The sequence below is a fragment of the Halomicrobium sp. HM KBTZ05 genome (genome assembly GCF_041530035.1).
Classification (GTDB): Archaea; Halobacteriota; Halobacteria; order Halobacteriales; family Haloarculaceae; genus Halomicrobium.
This window is the reverse complement of record NZ_CP168057.1, coordinates 1287955-1304866: the sequence shown is the minus strand read 5'-3', so window position 1 is coordinate 1304866 and position 16912 is coordinate 1287955. Positions and strand designations below refer to the sequence as shown.

Annotated in this window: 16 protein-coding genes; 6 read left to right on the top strand and 10 right to left on the bottom strand. The window is 65.6% G+C overall.

Annotation, left to right across the window (positions count from 1 at the left end; genetic code table 11):
* Positions 1-20: 20 nt before the first annotated feature.
* On the top strand, positions 21-1016 hold the full coding sequence (locus ACAH01_RS06770) for a ribose 1,5-bisphosphate isomerase (RefSeq protein ID WP_372480654.1): 996 nt from the start codon (positions 21-23) through the stop codon (positions 1014-1016).
* Between the two features lie 259 nt (positions 1017-1275).
* On the opposite strand, the gene ACAH01_RS06765 is transcribed toward ACAH01_RS06770, so the two are convergent.
* The 3 genes from ACAH01_RS06765 to ACAH01_RS06755 form a co-directional block, all read right to left on the bottom strand.
* Complete coding sequence (locus tag ACAH01_RS06765) at positions 1276-2352, bottom strand: hypothetical protein (RefSeq protein WP_372480653.1); 1077 nt, start codon at positions 2350-2352, stop codon at positions 1276-1278.
* Positions 2353-3453 carry a hypothetical protein gene (locus ACAH01_RS06760; RefSeq protein ID WP_372480652.1) on the bottom strand — a complete coding sequence of 367 codons (1101 nt, stop codon included), beginning with the start codon at positions 3451-3453 and terminating at the stop codon, positions 2353-2355.
* Positions 3454-3684: 231 nt separating this feature from the next.
* Positions 3685-3951: a hypothetical protein gene (locus ACAH01_RS06755; RefSeq protein WP_372480651.1), complete on the bottom strand. Its 267-nt coding sequence runs from the start codon at positions 3949-3951 to the stop codon at positions 3685-3687.
* A gap of 274 nt (positions 3952-4225) precedes the next feature.
* Between ACAH01_RS06755 and ACAH01_RS06750 the strand changes: the two genes are divergently transcribed.
* Complete coding sequence (locus ACAH01_RS06750; protein WP_372480650.1) at positions 4226-5095, top strand: carbohydrate kinase family protein; 870 nt, start codon at positions 4226-4228, stop codon at positions 5093-5095.
* An 82-nt stretch (positions 5096-5177) separates the two neighbouring features.
* On the opposite strand, the gene ACAH01_RS06745 is transcribed toward ACAH01_RS06750, so the two are convergent.
* Both ACAH01_RS06745 and rbcL read right to left on the bottom strand, forming a co-directional pair.
* Positions 5178-6194 (bottom strand): phosphotransferase family protein, encoded by a 1017-nt coding sequence (locus ACAH01_RS06745; RefSeq protein WP_372480649.1) that lies wholly within the window; start codon positions 6192-6194, stop codon positions 5178-5180.
* Between the two features lie 52 nt (positions 6195-6246).
* Positions 6247-7515: a type III ribulose-bisphosphate carboxylase gene (rbcL, locus tag ACAH01_RS06740; RefSeq protein WP_372480648.1), complete on the bottom strand. Its 1269-nt coding sequence runs from the start codon at positions 7513-7515 to the stop codon at positions 6247-6249.
* Positions 7516-7662: 147 nt separating this feature from the next.
* On the opposite strand from rbcL, the gene ACAH01_RS06735 reads away from it, so the two are divergent.
* Together ACAH01_RS06735 and ACAH01_RS06730 are read left to right on the top strand one after the other, a co-directional pair.
* Positions 7663-8433 carry an SDR family NAD(P)-dependent oxidoreductase gene (locus ACAH01_RS06735; protein ID WP_372480647.1) on the top strand — a complete coding sequence of 257 codons (771 nt, stop codon included), beginning with the start codon at positions 7663-7665 and terminating at the stop codon, positions 8431-8433.
* Positions 8430-9428 (top strand): TIGR04024 family LLM class F420-dependent oxidoreductase, encoded by a 999-nt coding sequence (locus ACAH01_RS06730; RefSeq protein ID WP_372480646.1) that lies wholly within the window; start codon positions 8430-8432, stop codon positions 9426-9428. Before ACAH01_RS06735 ends, ACAH01_RS06730 begins: the two co-directional genes overlap by 4 nt.
* A gap of 199 nt (positions 9429-9627) precedes the next feature.
* Here ACAH01_RS06730 and ACAH01_RS06725 read toward each other — a convergent pair whose 3' ends face one another.
* From ACAH01_RS06725 to ACAH01_RS06715, 3 genes are all read right to left on the bottom strand, one after another.
* Positions 9628-10326, bottom strand: coding sequence for a 6-hydroxymethylpterin diphosphokinase MptE-like protein (locus ACAH01_RS06725; RefSeq protein WP_372480645.1), 699 nt, complete (start codon positions 10324-10326; stop codon positions 9628-9630).
* Positions 10327-10459: 133 nt separating this feature from the next.
* Positions 10460-11635 carry a dihydropteroate synthase gene (gene folP / locus ACAH01_RS06720; RefSeq protein WP_372480644.1) on the bottom strand — a complete coding sequence of 392 codons (1176 nt, stop codon included), beginning with the start codon at positions 11633-11635 and terminating at the stop codon, positions 10460-10462.
* A gap of 93 nt (positions 11636-11728) precedes the next feature.
* Positions 11729-12013: a zinc-ribbon domain-containing protein gene (locus ACAH01_RS06715; protein ID WP_372480643.1), complete on the bottom strand. Its 285-nt coding sequence runs from the start codon at positions 12011-12013 to the stop codon at positions 11729-11731.
* Between the two features lie 90 nt (positions 12014-12103).
* On the opposite strand from ACAH01_RS06715, the gene ACAH01_RS06710 reads away from it, so the two are divergent.
* Complete coding sequence (locus tag ACAH01_RS06710; RefSeq protein ID WP_170094772.1) at positions 12104-12631, top strand: hypothetical protein; 528 nt, start codon at positions 12104-12106, stop codon at positions 12629-12631.
* Positions 12628-13353 carry an RNA methyltransferase gene (locus ACAH01_RS06705; protein WP_208626332.1) on the top strand — a complete coding sequence of 242 codons (726 nt, stop codon included), beginning with the start codon at positions 12628-12630 and terminating at the stop codon, positions 13351-13353. Before ACAH01_RS06710 ends, ACAH01_RS06705 begins: the two co-directional genes overlap by 4 nt.
* 16 nt (positions 13354-13369) lie before the next feature.
* On the opposite strand, the gene ACAH01_RS06700 is transcribed toward ACAH01_RS06705, so the two are convergent.
* Positions 13370-14875 (bottom strand): DICT sensory domain-containing protein, encoded by a 1506-nt coding sequence (locus ACAH01_RS06700; protein WP_170094776.1) that lies wholly within the window; start codon positions 14873-14875, stop codon positions 13370-13372.
* Between the two features lie 84 nt (positions 14876-14959).
* Positions 14960-16828, bottom strand: a complete 1869-nt coding sequence (gatE, locus tag ACAH01_RS06695) for a Glu-tRNA(Gln) amidotransferase subunit GatE (RefSeq protein WP_170094778.1) — start codon at positions 16826-16828, stop codon at positions 14960-14962.
* Positions 16829-16912 lie beyond the last annotated feature (84 nt).

Below are 16912 nucleotides of genomic sequence, written 5' to 3'. Positions count from 1 at the left end.
ACCGATAGCCAAGGCCACGTATGGGCGAGCCACCGCTGCATCCCCGCGTCGAGACCGTGGCCGAGGACATCGAGACCATGGAGACCCGCGGGGCGGCGACGATCGCCGACGCGGCGGCGTCGGCACTGGTCACACAGGCCGAAGAGAGCCGGGCCGAGACCCCGGCGGCGTTTCGCGAGGAGATCAGAGCGGCGGCACGCACCCTGCTGGATACGCGACCGACCGCCGTGAGCCTGCCCAACGCCTTGCGGTACGTGCTCCAGCGGATGGACGGCGAGAGCGTCGCCGCGCTGCGAGCGTCCGTCGAGCGGGCCGGATCGTCGTTTCGCGACCAGCTCGACCGCGCGCAGGACGACCTCGGCGAGATCGGCGCGAACCGCCTGCGAGACGGCGACCGGGTGATGACTCACTGCCACTCGACGGACGCCGTCGCCTGCATCCAGCGCGCGGTCCAGCAGGGCAAAGACGTGAGCGCGGTCGTCAAAGAGACCCGACCGCGCAAGCAGGGCCACATCACCGCCCGCGAACTCCGCGCGATGGACGTGCCCGTGACTCTGATCGTCGACAGCGCCGCCCGCCGCTATCTCGGCGACGTGGACCACGTCCTCGTGGGGGCCGACGCGATCGCCGCCGACGGCAGCGTCGTCAACAAGATCGGCACGTCCGGGCTGGCGGTCAACGCCCGCGAGCGCGGGACGCCGGTGATGGTCGCCGCCCAGACGATCAAGCTCCACCCGGACACGATGACCGGCCACACCGTCGACATCGAGATGCGCGACGAGTCGGAGGTGATCGCTCCCGAAGACCGTGCGGAGATCGGCGAGATTACGGTCGCAAATCCCGCCTTCGACGTGACGCCGCCCCGCCACGTCGACGCCATCGTCACCGAGCGCGGCCAGTTCCCGCCCGAGAGCGTCGTCACGCTGATGCGCGAACTGTTCGGCGAGGGGACCCACGAGCCGTGGCTGGAACCGACAACACGGGAAGCCAACCGCCGACCCGAGGACGACGGATAGGCGACTGGGGTCCGGGGCTGGCTGGCTCTCGGACGGACACCGGGTCGAGAGGCCGCACCTACCGAGGGGTCACAGAATGGCCCCGTCTCTCACCGTCTCGATGCGCTCGATCGGGGGGTTCAAGGGCTGCGTTGCTCATTGCTCCGAGTTTGAGCACACCGACGAAGATCAAGAATTCGAACGTTCCTAAACTACTACCGCGGCGAGGTGTCTGAGAAGGCACAGGTGAGAGGGAAAAGAGAGCAGCAGTCGTAGGGGCTCAGAACTCATCCAGCTGCGTCTGCTTAAGCGCCTCTTCGCGAGCGTACTCTCGACATTCCTCCTGCATCTTGCTGTACCTCTCTTTGACTTTGTGTTCTTTCCACTTCTTTTTCAGCGTCTTCTCGATCCCCTTTCTGGAAGTGTACTGAGAGACAACTCGGTAATCCGCAGGACCGTCTCCCCAATCCCTGAGTAGCCCGATTTCCTGCCCGAGTTCGATCAATTCGTCGGTGATCTCATCAATCCGCTCAGATCCATAGTTCCGTGCACCTGCTTTTATTTCACCTCTGATGTCTGTTCGATTGATGAAGGTGTCTCGCCCTCTTGAGGAATAGGCACGAGTGATTACCCGGAGCTGGTCAATGTCTGCCGATTCGGGTAGTACGTTAATTGCACCTGTCGCGGTCTCACGATTCTCTAGTGCAGAGTTGAGCGGGCCAATGGAGTGTTTGGCTAGCCTAGAGAGTCCGGCGATAGGGTCGTCACCCGGGAGATTATCAGGAGTTTCATCCGGCAAACTCTTCTTGAGATTGAGTTCTTTCTCCGTTCTGTTCACACCCCAGACCTTCACATCCTCGCCTCTCGCCAACACTTTCCGAGATGCGGTAGTCGCGTAGTTATCGTACGTCGCTAGTACATACTCTGCGAACACCATTTCTCGTCCAAGATAGTTCTCCTCGATATAGTCCTGCCACTCTTCGACCGTTTCTCGCTGCTCAAGGAGATCGTTAATCTCGCTGCCAACGTTCGTTGGAAGGCTGGCCTTTGCTTCTCCAAAGATGACCTTCCCTTCCAGATCGTGAAGGAGGAAGTCGAAGTTCTTGACATCACACTCCTCTAGCGGATCAGCACGGACGAACTGGTATCCTTCCGGTGCAGACTGCACGAACGGGAAGACACAGAAATTAATCAGTCTCCGGTGCTCTCGCTCTTGATCGATAAAGTTCTCAAGATCTTCCTTATAGCCTTCGCGGTCGAAATCTCTGTTCTTTGGTATTATGCATTCTCGATATGCACTTCTGAATTCACTTGTATGATGGTCAGATAGGTCGGAGGGTGGCTCGATATTGACCATCTATGAAGCAACCTGAGATTCGTGCAGGTCCAGTTCGGCGCTCCCGTCAACGAGTTGCAACACACAAAAGTAGAACTCGATTAGGGAAGGAAACGAACAGTTCGTCTCGGGGACGATCCGCATTTCGTCTGCAGTAGCGCTGATGTTGAAGAACGAGTTCCGGTTCTCGTCGACTACCTGTGCCGAAAAGTCGAGTGAACCGGCTTGCATAGTCACATCTGTGAAGCTGAAGTCGACCCGGTCACGATTTCTGGTGCCCTCGACAAAATCCTCCGCTAGTACGCGAGTGAATTCACGGTCGAAGGTAACTTCACCCGCTTCAACTTTGGGCACCGTAATCGACAAATTTCCCGATTCTACCTCCTCCTCGGTAAATCGGATCTCTTGAGTGATGTCCTTCAGTTCCAGAACGTTTTCGATTACTTCCTCGACAAGCTCGAAAAGGAGATCGAAGTTCTGTGAGTTCATCTTCTTCAGCGTGAACTTCCCGCGAGAGTCGATTTTCAGGGAGAGGTTCTGATGCTCGTACTGGATTCGGACAGGTACGACACCGTAACCGCTTCGGAGTTCCTCAATTGCTTCTTTGCCATCCCGACCTTTATACTCAATAGACCGCTGTACGCTAGGTCGGATCTCAGCTTCCGCTAGGTCAGGAACTCGCTCGGACTTGAACTCGGTAATTCGAACATCGTTGTGCTCCAGGACGAGTTCATTCATTCGCTGGAAGTCTTCCAGCATGATTGGCATGAGGGAGATATCGTCCCTTTGGCCCAGCATTGGGAGGAGAGCCTGCTCAATTGCCTCTTGTGTCTCCGCAGTCAGGATCGTGATGATCTCGCTCTCGTCGCCATATGGGCCGATGAAGAAGTCCGCGCGGTCTTCCGCTCCGAACCGATTCGTATATTCGGCAGAAACCTTCGTCATCTCCCCGTAATCCTGTGTTTCGTACCTGTCTGGGAAGTTCGCATTCCAGTCCTCGTCTGCGATGTAGAAGTAGAACTTGAGATGCTTGACGTGGTACTGCTCAAACGCCCTCTCAGTGTGGTCTATGACCTCTTGGCAGAGTTGCTCAAGGGTGTAACTACTCTGCTCTATCTGCATATCCGTGTTCCTCTCTTGTGATGTATCACGGTCAGCTATTATCGTTCCTTGTGGCTGGTTGATGGATAAAGGTTTTCTTGAGGCTGATGCTGACGAGATTGCTAATGAGGAGTGTGCACACGCGTCATAATTATTTGTATATACTATTTTATAACCCAACCATCATATAGAATGCTCGACAACACGCCGAATCACCGACTGCTATCGTCTCGCGTTTTCTTTTTCCGGCGTTCAAATCATGTGTAGGAGTATTTGCAGCGATGTCAGGACGACCGCTGCAACGAGCGAGACGACGACGTAGATGCCGGTACTGTACTCACTGAACGGCGGATTCCGGGTGGATTGAAACAACACAACAACTCCGGTAACGATGATCAGTACGTCGACGCCGACTTCGGGTGCCGATGCGGTGCCCCCGACGAAAACCCCGTTGATGGCTCTCAGTGTGCCTGTCAGGGTAAAGAGAACGCCGACCAGCTTGGAGGGGGGAACGCTCACAACGAACCACTCGTGTCCGGGCGAAATAATCTCCTGTCATCTGAACAGCTACTTTCCCGAATTGTCGACTTGCGACTGCCCTGCGTCCGGTGAGATGCATGCAGCGACGCCACGCGGGTGGTCCGGTGGTGGCCGTCGCCGGCAGTATGAGACGCGCTCCGGGCTGGCGAAGTGCCACGGGGGCGGACAGCCGGCGATGTGCGCGGTCGCGGGGGCCACCGGCGCGGGACCGTTCCCCCGAGGTACTTATTCACGCCCGACGGACGGTGTCGTAATGTCGCGCGTGCTCTGTGCCGGCCACGTCAACTGGGACGTAACGCTGCAGGTCGATGGGCTCCCCGAGCCGGACGGCGAGGCCCGGATCGTCGACCAGTGTCAGTCCGGGGGCGGCAGCGCGTCGAACGTCGCGGTCCTGCTGGCGGGGCTCGACGTTGAGACGACGCTGCTGGGGAGCATCGGGGCCGACGAACACGGCTGGCTCGCGGCGCGTGAACTCGATCGGGCGGGCGTCGAGACGGTGCTGGTCGAGGCCGACGACGCGACCGCGGTGAAGTACCTCGTCGTCGACGAGGACGGCGAGGTGATGGTGCTTGGCAACGACGGCGCGAACGAGGCGTTCACGGCCGACGACCTCGAACCGGGGACCCTCGACGCGAGCGATCGGCTCCACCTGACCAGCCAGCGGCCGGCGACCGCCGTCGCACTCGCACAGCGGGCGGCCGAGGCGGGCTGTGCGGTGAGCTTCGATCCCGGACGGCGACTGGCCGAGCGCGAGTACGAGCCGGTGCTGGCCGAGGTCGATCTCGTCTTTCTCAATCAGCGCGAGGCAGACATCGCCGCCGACGCCGGGCTGCTGTCCGGCGTCGACCGCGTCGTGGTCAAGCACGGCGCGGGCGGGGCCGAGGTCCGGACCGACGACGAGACGATCAGCCACCCCGGATTCGCCGTCGATCCGGTCGACACGACGGGCGCTGGCGACGCGTTCGCCGCGGGGTTTCTCGCCGCCAGCCAGTCCGGTAGCGACGAGTACGCGCTAGCGGTGGGCAACGCCTGTGGCGCACTGGCCGCCAGAACCACCGGGGCCAGGCTCCACGCGGAGTGGCGCGACGTGGAGGCGCTGCTCGACATCGGGCCGGAGGAGTGATACGACCGGCTGTACGTCTGTGACTGATTTCGCCACCCCGGGGTGGCGAAGATCCTCACGAAGTGACAGCCGGCAGTATGAGTCAGGGCCGCGGGAGCGTCTCGACGAGGCGCTCGAACTCCTGGCGGTACTGGGCCTCGGCGCGTGCCCGCGCGAGGCCGGACTCCTCGGCGAACGATCCCTCGAATCCGCCCATCCGCCACAGCAGCGTCGAGAGCTGGTAGATCGGGCGTTTCCGGACGTACTCCTCGTCGAAGGCGAACGGACGCTCGCTGTTGTACCCCTCGTAGAGGGCGGTCCGGAGACGCTCGCGGACGCTCTCGTCCTGGAACGACGAGTCGACGAAGAGAAACTCCGTCTGGGCGAGGTGGTACTCCGGGAGCGCGGCGAGGACGTCCTGCCAGTCGAGCACGGCGGTGATCGGGTCGTCAAGCGTCGGATCGAACAGGAGGTTCGCCGGCCGGAAGTCGTCGTGGACCAGCCGCGGGACGCCCTCTTCCGGGACGAGCGAGAGGGCCGGCTCCAGGTTGCGCTCGGCCCGCTCGCGCAGGTCCGCGAACGGCGTGTCCGCGAGGCCGTCCAGGTGAGCCGTCGTCAGTTGCTCGAAGTACGCACGCCAGCTGGCGGTCAGGTCCCGGACGATGATCCGGTCGTTCCAGAGGTCCAGCCAGCCAAACGCCTCGAACGCGATCTCGGAGTGGAGATCGCCGAGCATGCGGCCGACCTGTCTCAGGACGCGCTCGTGGTCGGCCGTCGAGAGGCCGGCGTAGCTCTCCGCGAGATTGTCTCCTTCGAGGCGCGCCGTCACGAAGTACGGCGGGACGGCGGCTTCGGGGTCCTGTTCGAACACGAGAATATCCGGCACCGGCAGCGTCGTTCGCTCCGAGACGTAGTCGTGGAGCGTGGGCTCGACGGCGAACGACTCCATGTCGTCGGGTTCGAACTTCACGACGACCTCGTACTCCTGGCCGGCGTGTTCGAGCGTCACCATGTACACGTCGCTCTGGTGGCCACTGCCCGGTCGCTCGAAGGAAAAGTCGGTGTAGTCCGGCCCGGACTCCTCCAGAACGGCTTCGATGTCGGTGACGGGAGTCGACACGACCACCCGTAGGACGGGGGTCGGCAAAAATCTGGTAGTTTTCTCGTCCCGGCTACCGGGGCGTCTCGGTGCCCCACTTGTCGAGGGCCGTCGCCAGCGCGGGCTCGTCGGCGGCGGCCTCGATCGATCGGCCCTCGGCAGCGGCTTCGACGGCCGCACGGAGGGCTTTCGCACCCGCGTGGGTTCCGTCGGGGTGGCCGTGGACGCCGCCGCCCGCCTGGATCCCGATGTTCGTCCCACAGCGATCGACCAGTTCTGGAACGAGGCCGGGATGCAGTCCCCCGGAGGCCATCGGTAACACGTCGTCGAGCCCGTACAGGTCGCCCGTGAGCCACTCGTTGATCCCGACGGTGTCCTCGTTCGCGAGCTTGCCCAGGTCCGCGGTGCCGGTGTGGATCTGGTCGACACCACAGAGGCGTGCGATCTGAGCGAGCACCCGCATGGAGACCCCGTGGGACGGGAGGCGATCGAAGGCCGCGTGCATCGCGCGGTGGGCGTGGATCGCCAGCCCGTGGCGCTCACAGCGTTCGCGGACCTGCTGGACGGCCGCCCACCCGCAGGTGACGACGTCGACCATGACGTACTCACAGCCGTGTTCGGCGGCCAGATCGACCCGTTCGAGCATCTCGGTGCCGCCAGCGGTGACGTTGAGCAGGTAGCTCTTTTTCTCGCCGGTCTCGTCTTCGGCGCGATCGCGCTGGGCAAGACTCTCGGTGAGTCGGTCCTCGAAGGGGTTGAACGCCTGGTCGGTGAGGTTCTCGTCGTCTTTCAGGAGGTCGAGCCCGCCGGTCCAGGCCTCGTAGCCGATCTGGGCGTGCTGGTCCGTCGAGAGCCCGACCTTCGGCTTCGGGACCGTCGCGGTGATCGGCCGGTCGTCGGCGTCGAAGATCTCCGAGCGGACGCTGGTCCCGAACTGCGGGCCCGCGAAGCTCGTCGCCAGCGGCTCGGGCCACGCACAGTCCAGCAGGCGGATCCGGTCGACGGCTTTCATCCCGAGGATGTTGCCGGCGATACAGGAGAGGATCTGGGGCATGTTCCCGCCCTCGAACAGCGCGTCGGGGTAGGCGACGGTCACACGGTAGCCGTCCCGATCGGCCGCTGTGGCCGGTTCGACGGCACAGGCCGTCGCCGAGAGGTCGGTGACGCCCCCTTCGACCTGGAGTTCCGCCCAGGTGCCGTTGGAGGACTCGCTGGCGACCCGACTGGCCGCCGACTCCGCGTCCTGATCGGCGGCGGGTTCGACGTAGAACTCGCAGACGAGATCGGAGTCGGCCGGGTCGTAGGACAGGTCGAGGAAGTCTTCGTAGGTTATGCCAACCATACCCACGGCTACGTCGTCCGGTCGTATAAATGTGGGACGGAACGTCGTATTCACGCCCTGCGAGCCAGGACGATGAAACCACGGCCGCTCCGTTGTCGATCGTGTTCTCTACCCGGATTTATCAGGCGAGCGGTCCTCTGTGGGTGTATGCCAGACCAGTTCAATGTCGACGGCGACGTGGCCATCGTCACGGGTGCCTCACGCGGAATCGGCCGCGCGACGGCGGAGGCGTTCGCCGCCGACGGGGTCGACGTGGCGATCTGTTCGCGAGACGAGTCCGAGATCACGACGGCCGCCGACGAGATCGGCGAGGCCCATCCGGGGGACGCCGTCGGCGTCGCCTGTGACGTACGCGACGAAGACGCGGTGTCGGCGCTCGTCGCGGCTGCCGTCGACGAGTTCGGCGGTCTCGACGTGCTCGTCAACAACGCGGGCGCGTCGTTCATGTCGTCGTTTACCGACATCTCGCCCAACGGCTGGGAGTCAGTCGTCGACGTGAACCTCACGGGGACGTACAACTGCACGCAAGCCGCCGCAGACGAGCTGGCAGAAGGCGGCGGGAGCGTCGTCAACGTCGCCAGCGTCGCCGGCCAGGACGGCGCGCCGTACATGAGCCACTACGCCGCGGCCAAGGCCGCGATCATCAACCTCACCAAGACCCTCGGCTACGAGTGGGCCGGCGACGGCGTCCGCGTCAACTGCGTCGCGCCGGGCTACGTCGCCACTCCGGGGCTGACCTCCCAGATGGGGATCGAGGCCGACGACGTCGACCGCGAGGACCCGGACCGCAACGTCGGTACCAGCGACGAGATCGCCGACGTGGTCCAGTTCCTGGCCAGCGAGGGCGCGTCGTTCCTGACCGGTGAGACGATCACGCCACGCGGTGTTCCGGACATCGAGGAGAACCCAGAACTATGAAACGAGACGTGTTCCTGCCCGTCGCAGCACAGCCCAGCGTCGACACCCTAGTCGAGATGAGCCAGCGCGCCGAATCGCTGGGGTACGACCGCGTCTGGCTCCCCGAGACGTGGGGGCGAGACGCGGTCACGACGCTGACCTGTATCGCCCGCGAGACGGAGTCGGTCGGAATCGGGACCTCCATCATGAACGTCTACTCGCGGAGTCCGGCCTTGATCGGCCAGACCGCCGCGACGCTGCAAGAGGTCTCTGACGGTCGACTGCGGATCGGGCTCGGTCCCTCCGGCCCGATGGTCATCGAGGGGTGGCACGGCGTCGACTTCGAACGGCCGCTGCGCTACACCCGCGAGACGATCGACATCGTCAAGTCCGTCCTCGCGGGGGAGACAGTCGACTACGACGGCGACATCTTCCAGCTGTCGGGGTTCCGGCTTCGCTGTGAGCCACCGGAGCCCGTCCCCGGCATCGACGCCGGTGGGCTGGGTCCCAAGTCCGTCGAACTCGCCGGCCGCTTTGGCGACGGCTGGCACGCGCTGATGACGACGAAAGAAGGACTCCAGGACCGTCTCGAAGACTTCGAGCGCGGCGGCGACCTCGGGGACCGCGACCGCAGCGAACAGCGCGTGACGCTGTCGCTGCCCTGCTGTGCGCTCGACGACGGCGCGGAGGCCCGTCGGCTGACCCGCCAGCACATCGCGTTCTACGTCGGCGGCATGGGCACCTTCTACCGGGACGCACTGGCCCGCCAGGGGTACGAAGACACCGCCCACGAGATCGCACAGGAGTGGGCCGGCGGCGACCACGAGGCGGCCATGGCCGCGATCGACGACGACCTGCTCGACGCGCTGGCGGCGGCCGGTACGCCCGAGCAGTGTCGCGAGCGGTTCGCGAGCTTCGCGGATATCGACGGCGTCGACGCCGTCTCGGTCTCGTTCCCGCGAGCCGCAGATCCCGAGCAGATCGACGCGACCCTCTCTGCACTGGCACCTAATTGATCGGGCTCGGGGACGACGCCTCGACCATGCAGCGGACGAACGATCGACCGCACTGTGCGGTGTGCGACCAGCACTTCGAGAACCGAACGGCGTTGCACCGCCACGTCAAGGACGCCGGCCTGCTGTGGTAGCCTCCCGAAACGGGGGGCGACTATCCGGATCGACCCACACCGCCGAACAGCGCCGAGTGGCACTCGCGTTACTCGACCGGCAAGGCCGACGTGTCGATGCCGCCGCGACGCCCGTCGAGCACGTCGAAGCGTTCGCCGCGGCGTCGTTCGAGCCAGTAGAGCAGCCGCTCGGCCCAGTCGAGCTTGCGGCGCTTCTCGGCGGTGACCGACGGGTCGTCGAACGACCAGCCGGGGAAGACGAGCGTGGCCGCACCGAGGTGATCGGCCAGGAACGCCGCCCGGTCGCCGTCGGTGAAGCCACCGAAGTTCTCCACGCCGTCGGCGGGAGCGGCCTGGGTCGTCGGGAGGACCGCCGCCGGGTCGCATTCGGGCACCGTCGACTCGACGAGTCCGAGGTTGTCTCCGTGGGCGTGGATCGCGACCGGCGTCCCGCCGTTCGTGAGCCGGACGACTGTCTCGGCGTGTTTGTCCAGATCCGTGACCACGCAGTCGACTGCGACGCCCGTCGCCAGGAGTCGATCCGCTGCCGTCGACGCCGCGACGACCGCGTCGGCGTCGACCGCGCGGTCGATGTCGTCGTCCAGCGACGGCCCACCGCCAGCGACGGCGACCGTCTGCCCCGCCAGGTCGATCGAGTCGGGGTCGAGGGTCGTGGCTCCAGCCAGCAGCGTCGCCAGTCGGTCCCTGGCCCGCTCGTCGCCAGCCCGCGGGTAGCCAAAGTCCGACAGTATCGCCTCGTAGACCGGGTTCCAGTGGTGGTAGTCCATAGCTACTGCTATCGAGTTTGTGTCAGGATAAACCGTAGTTTGAGCCGAAATGGCACGACCGTGTACCCCTACCCGGGTGCCCTTTCGGCCTTCATCCGTCCTTTCTGGGGCATTGGGTATAAGTTTTCTCTTACTATACGTCGTTTGCTATCCACTCCATTACGTCGCCGACCCGTCCGCTGTCGTCCAGCGTCGCCGCGAGACGGGTCAGCGAACGTGGTGTGCCAAAGACCACCACAGAAGACCCATCGGCGATTCGGACGTTCGTGTCGGCGGCGGCCGCTGCCAGCGACTCGCGGCCGGTGGGGTCGAGGCCGGTGATCCGGAAGGCCCTCGTCGTCCCGTCCTCGGGGTCGAAGTCGGCGTCGACTGCCTCGACGTGTCGGGCGACCTCCATGCCGTTCGTCACGTCCAGTTCCTCGACGCCGAGCGACGCCTCACGCAGGGGCGAGTCGGCGAACGCGTCGCCGATGCGGGCGGCGTCCAGCGTCTCGGCGACGTCGTGGGTCCGGACGACGTGTGCGCCGCGGTCGATCGCCATCGATGTGGCGGCCAGCGACACCGGCAGCGCGTCCTCGGTGGAGCGATCGGCGAGCGATCGCAGGAAGTTCTTGCGGTTGATCGAGACCAGAATCGGCCGATCCAGTGCTCGAAACTCCCGCAGCCGCCGGAACGTCTCGCGATCGTTCGCGAGCGTCTTCGCCTCGGACCAGCCGCCGAAGGCGGGGTCGACGATCGTCTTGTCCGTCAGCCCGTTTTGCCGCAGGGCCTCGTACACCTGATCGACGTAGTCGGCCTGCTGGGCCCACGACGAGGACTTGCGCGCCGCCCAGTCGGTCTCCTCGACGGCTCCCGGTCGTTCGAGGTCCGGCGGACTGGCCATCTTGCCGACCGCGACGTCGTACTCCCGGCAGATCCGTGGCATCTCCGGGTCGGCGAAGCCACAGATGTCGTTGACCATGTCGAAACCCGCCTCGATGGCCGCCTCGGCGACCTCGTGATAGCGCGTCTCGATCGAGAAGATCGCGTCGCGGCTGACCGACTCCATGGTCTGAATGGCCGTGTCGAGCCGGTCGAGTTCCTGCTCGGCCGAGAGCACGTCGAAGCGCTTGTTGGCCGACTCCAGGCCCACGTCTACGATGTCCGCGCCCTCGCCGACGAGTTCCTCGTCGACGTAGGCGGCCGCTTCGTCGTGGTCGTCGAACACGCTGGGGTCGTACGGCGACTCCCGGCTGACGTTGAGCACACCCATGATCCGGGTAGGGTAGTCGTCACCGATCCCGAGTCCGGCGGCGTCGACGTTCTGCATAGCCCAACTGAGGCTTCACCACGCAAAAACGGCCCGCTTGCGGCGGTCCGTTCACACCCCCGGCTCGCTCGCCGATCGGTCGCTGGAGCCCCGTTACTCACCGAAGATGTCCGATACGTCCACGTCCGTCCGTGCCCGGGTCCCACCGGGCAGTCGTTGGCCACACTCCCGGCAGAAGTCGTACCCGGCCGTGTTCTCGGTCCCACAGGACGAACACAGCCCGGGATATCGCGAGTGGTCGGCCTGGAGCAGGCTCGAATACTGCGCCGGCAACACCGGGCGACCGCCGCGCTGGGGCTGTCTGCTGGCTCGCCGCCGCCACAGCACGACGGCGACCAGTCCAGCGAGAAGCGCCAGTCCGACCCAGAACGGGTCCATGCGTCTGATTTGGGGTTCGGTCAGAATAAGCACTGTGCCGACGACAGTCGGCATCGCGCCGCTTTTATCCGCGCCCGGCGAACGCTCTACATGGGCAAGGTCAACATCGGACTCCGAGGTTGGCGCTTCGACGAGGACGAAGTCTTCGACGACGACGGCCGCGTCAGACCGCTCGGGACGATGGACGAGGACACGAAGGCGCGCGTGCTGCGGCTGACAGAACGACTCTCGGACCCCTGTGACGCCTGCTGGCTCCGGTACGGACAGGACGACCCCCAGCAGTGCTCGCCGGCCGAGGTGATCTACGGCGAACCTCGCGGCGAGGTGATCCTCTGTCGCGACCACGAGACCGACTTCGTCTACTGGTTCCGCGAGGTCGCCGACGAGGAGCTGATCGGGACCCGAGACCTGCAAGACGCGTTCCACGGCTGGTTCGCCGACGGCGGCCGCGCCCCGGAGGGGTACGCGGGCGTCGAACACGTCGACGAGGATCCCGAGGGCGTCCCCGAGACGCCGGACCCCCACGAGGAACTGCCCGGCATCGAAGAGGAGATCGAGCGCATCGACGACGAGGACCTGGACGCGCTCGACATCGACCTAGACGACCTCGACGTATGAGTTCGGTCGCTGTCGCCGTCGTCGACGCCGAGACGCCGGGCAACGTCGGGACGATCGCTCGCTCGATGAAGAACTTCGGCCTCGACGAGCTACTGCTGGTCGATCCGCCCGACCTCCCCCGCGAGAGCGAGGCCTACGGCTACGCCGGACAGGCCCGCGAGGACATTCTCCCCGAGGCCCGAGAGATCTCGTTCGACGAACTCGTCAGCGAGTACCACACCGTCGGCTGTACCGCGATCACGAACGAAGACGGGAGCAAGCACGTCCGGTACCCCTTCGTGACGCCCCGAGACCTCGCCGACGACCTGGCTGGCCTCGACGCCGACACCGCGATCGTGTTCGGCCGCGAGCGGGTCGGGCTCACCAACGACGAGATCGAACGCCTCGATCAGGTCTGTTCGATCCCCGCCAGCGAGGAGTACCCCGTGCTCAACCTCGGGCAGGCGGCGACGATCGTCCTCTACGAGCTGCGGTCACTGACCGTCGAGGACACCCAGCTTCCGGACCCGACCCACGACCGGGCCGCCCAGCCGGAGATCGAGGGACTCCACGAGCAGTTCGCCGGCTTCCTCGACGCGATCGACCACCCCGAGGAGAAACGAGCGAAGACGCGGCGGCTGTTCCAGCGACTGATCGGCCGCGCACACCCGACTGGCCGCGAGACGACGACGTTGCGAGGGCTGTTCCGACAGGCGAGCCAGCGGCTCTCAGACGAGGAGTGACGCCGACCGCGGCCGTCTACGACGGTGCCTGCTGTCCGGTCTCTTCGAGGACGCCGTAGGTGTCACGCAGGTAGCGAAACACGTCCCGGGAGATCGAGGGCTCGTATGTCCAGAACCCCTCGTAGACCTCCGGATCGGTCTCGCGGACGACGAGCGTGCCCGTCCGGTCCGTGCGGCCGTCCCCGTCGTACGTGACGAACCACGACTCTTCGATCTCGGTCGAGGAGTCGGGATGGACCGTCACGTTCGGGCGGTCGACGGTCGGCACGACGTCTGGGACGCCGTAGATGTGTACGTCGACGCCCGCGTCGGCGATCCGGTGCATCACCCGCCGCGATCGCTGGCTCTCCCAGTAGCGCGAGAGGTGCTGGAAGCCCGCGAGCAACTGGCCGCCGCCGGTCTGCCAGGCCGTCATCTCGATGGCCGTGCTGGCGTCGATCAGGAACTGCTTCTCGACGCCGCGCGCGCCGAAGACCCGCTCGTGGAGCGCTTCAAGCACGTCCGGACCGCGGCGGGTCGCGAACGGATCGTCGTCCGCGTTGGCGGTCTCGACACCGCTTGCCAGCTGTGAGAGCGGCGACGACGCCATCTGGACCGGGCCGCGATGCAAGAGCGCCACGTCTCTGGGGTTCTCGGCCGCCAGCTCCGTCTCGCGAACGTCGATGTCGAGATCCTCGAAGAACTCCCGGACGGTTTCGAGCCGGTCGTCCGGGCTCTCACGGTTGCAGACGGTCAGCGTCGGCCGGTCGCTGTCGACCTGTGCGATCAGTTCCGCCAGCGAGTCGAACGCCAGGTCCGTCGTCGCGCCGGTCGGTTCGGAGGTGCCGGAGGCCGGCGTCGCCGGCTGGGGAACGCCGAGTTCGCTCCGGGGCGCGGTCGAGATGGGGACGGACGACCACTGTTGTCCGCCGTCGAGGCCCTCGATGCGGACTTCGAGACCGTCGGTGCCCTCCCTGGTGTAGACGACGCCGTCGACCAGCGCCTCGACCTGGCCCAGGTCCGTCTTGCTGAACGAGTTCTCGTGTGCCGTCAGCACGGCGAACCCCGATCGCTCCTCGACTAGCCGTGACAGCGAGTGGACGAACCGGATCGTCTGATCGACGTCGGCGTTGAGCGCCAGCGTCGTCAGCGAGAGGACGCCGATTCGATCGACGCTGCCGTCCCGGCCCTCGCCGAGCGTGTCGAGGAGGTCCAGGACGGCACTCCCGACGTTGCCAAGCTCCGCCGGCATCGACACGTGGCGGGTCCACTCGTTGTCCGCCGTCTCGCCGTAGGCGTCGCCGGCCGAGTCGACGATGCCGACCGCCGGTGACACGCCGTCCAGCGCGCTCTCGTACTCGGCGCGCAGGGCGGCCGTGCTGCTGTCCGTCGAGACGAGCACGGTCGTATCGTCGTCGGTGGCCCCGTCGGCGAGGAGTCTGAGTGCGAGTCGTCGCTTGCCCGCCATCGGCGGGCCGACGCACAGCAGCGTCGTCCCACCGGGGACGGAATCGATTGGCAGGCGGTCCCCGGTGCGTACCATGCACAAACCTATGACGCCCAGTGTATACAAAACCCACGGTCAAGGTACCGGGCGAACCGCTGCTAAGCCGCGGAATACGCTGGTTTACGCCCGCTTCTGGATCTCTTCTCGCAGCACGTCACTGACCACGTCGCCGTCGGCTTTCCCGCGGAGTTCTCCCATGCACTCGCCCATCAGCGCCGAGAACGCGCCCATACCTTCCTCGGCCACCTGCTCGGCGTGGCGCTCGACGACCGTCGAGACGGCCTCTCGGACCTCGTCCTCGCCGGCACTGCCCAGCCCGGCCGCCTCGGCGGCCTCGGCCGCGTCCATGCCGGGGTCCGCTGCCAGAGCCGTCAACAGTTCCGGAACGCCCTCTTTGGCCAGTTCGCCGTCGGCGACCAGCTCCAGCGTCGCCCGGAAGTGGTCGTCGGTGAGGTGCGCGACGGGCACGTCGTCCCGGCGCAGTTCCGTCACCGTCGACTCCAGCGTCTGTGCGGCGAGGGTCGCGTCCACGCCCCGGTCGACGGCGTCCTCGAACAGCCGCCAGCGCTGGCCGTACGCGACCTGCTCGGCCAGCCCGGCGTCGAGGCCGAACTCGGACTGGTAGCGGTCGACCTTCTCGGTCAGCAGCTCCGGCGTCTCGACCTCGCTCTCGTCGGGGGTCACCGGCGGCACGTCCGTCTCGGGGTACATCCGCGCCGCGCCCGGGAGCGGACGGAGGTACCGAGACGTGGCGTCGTCGTTGGCGTCCCGGGTCTCCTCGGGCACCCGGTCGAGGGCAGTCTCGGCGCGCTCGGCCGCGGCGTCGATGGCCAGTTGTGCGGTCTCGGGGTCGTCGGCGACGATGGCGACGGCGTCTTCCGGGTCGGCGTCGACGGCCTCGCGCAGTGCGTCGACCTCCTCGTCGGTGACGCCGTAGGCCGGCAGTTCGTCGGTGTGGAAGATGCCACCGGCTCCGTGGCGCTTGGCGTGGTCGGAGAGCTCCGTCCCGAGCCGACGGTCCGGCTGGATCTCGCGGCCGACCAGGCCGTCGAAGCCGTACAGCGGGACGGCTTGCACGACGCCGCCATCGTCCAGTGCGCCAGCGATGACCCCCGAGTCCGTCTCTTCGAAGAGATCGGTCACGTCGCGGGGCTCGCCGACGCCCGCTCCGCGTTCGTTCAGTTCGTCCCTGATGTCGAGCAGTTCGACCTGGCGGCGGACCTCGTTGCGGACGATGTCGTCGATGTCGTCGAGGCTCTGGACGCCCTTTAGTTCGATCCGGGCCCCGTCGGCGATCGAGACGTTCACGTCCTGGCGGATCGTCCCCAGTCCGCGCTTGACCTGTCCGGTCGAGCGCAACAGCATACCGATTTGCTCGGCCGCCTCACGGGCCTGGGCCGGCGATCGGATGTCGGGCTTGGTGCCGATCTCGACCAGCGGGATCCCCAGTCGATCGAGCGAGAAGCGCACGCCAGCGTCGGTCTCCTCGACGCGCTGGGCCGACTCCTCTTCGAGCAGCATGTCCTCGATCCCAACCGGCCCCTCGCTGGTCGAGATCTCGCCGTCGTTGGCGACCAGCATCGAGCGCTGGAACCCCGAGGTGTTCGAGCCGTCGATGACGATCTTGCGCATCACGTGGACCTGATCCGCGACGTTCATGTCCAGTAGCTGGGCGATCTCCAGGGCCACGTCCATCGCCTCGCGGTCGACGCGGTGTGGCGGCTCGTCGTCTTCCTCGACGAGACAGGTCGTGTCGTAGGCCAGATACTCGAACTCCCGGTCGACCATGCTCTCTTCGAGCGCGGCCTCGTCGATCTCGCCGAGTTCGCTCTTGGTCGGGTGGAGATAACGAGTCAGCGATCGCGTCGACTCCTCGGGTTCGCGAACCCGAGTCGGACACTGACAGAACAGTTTCGTCGCCGTGTCGAGTTGCTGGTGGATCTCCAGACCGGCCACCAGTCCGAGTTCCTCGTAGTCGTACTCAGTCATTAGTGGGCGGTCCGAGCCCCACCCGCAAAAAACGCACCGTTGTCGCCCGGTCCGGGACCGAGCGGCCGCCGGGTGGTGGGTGTC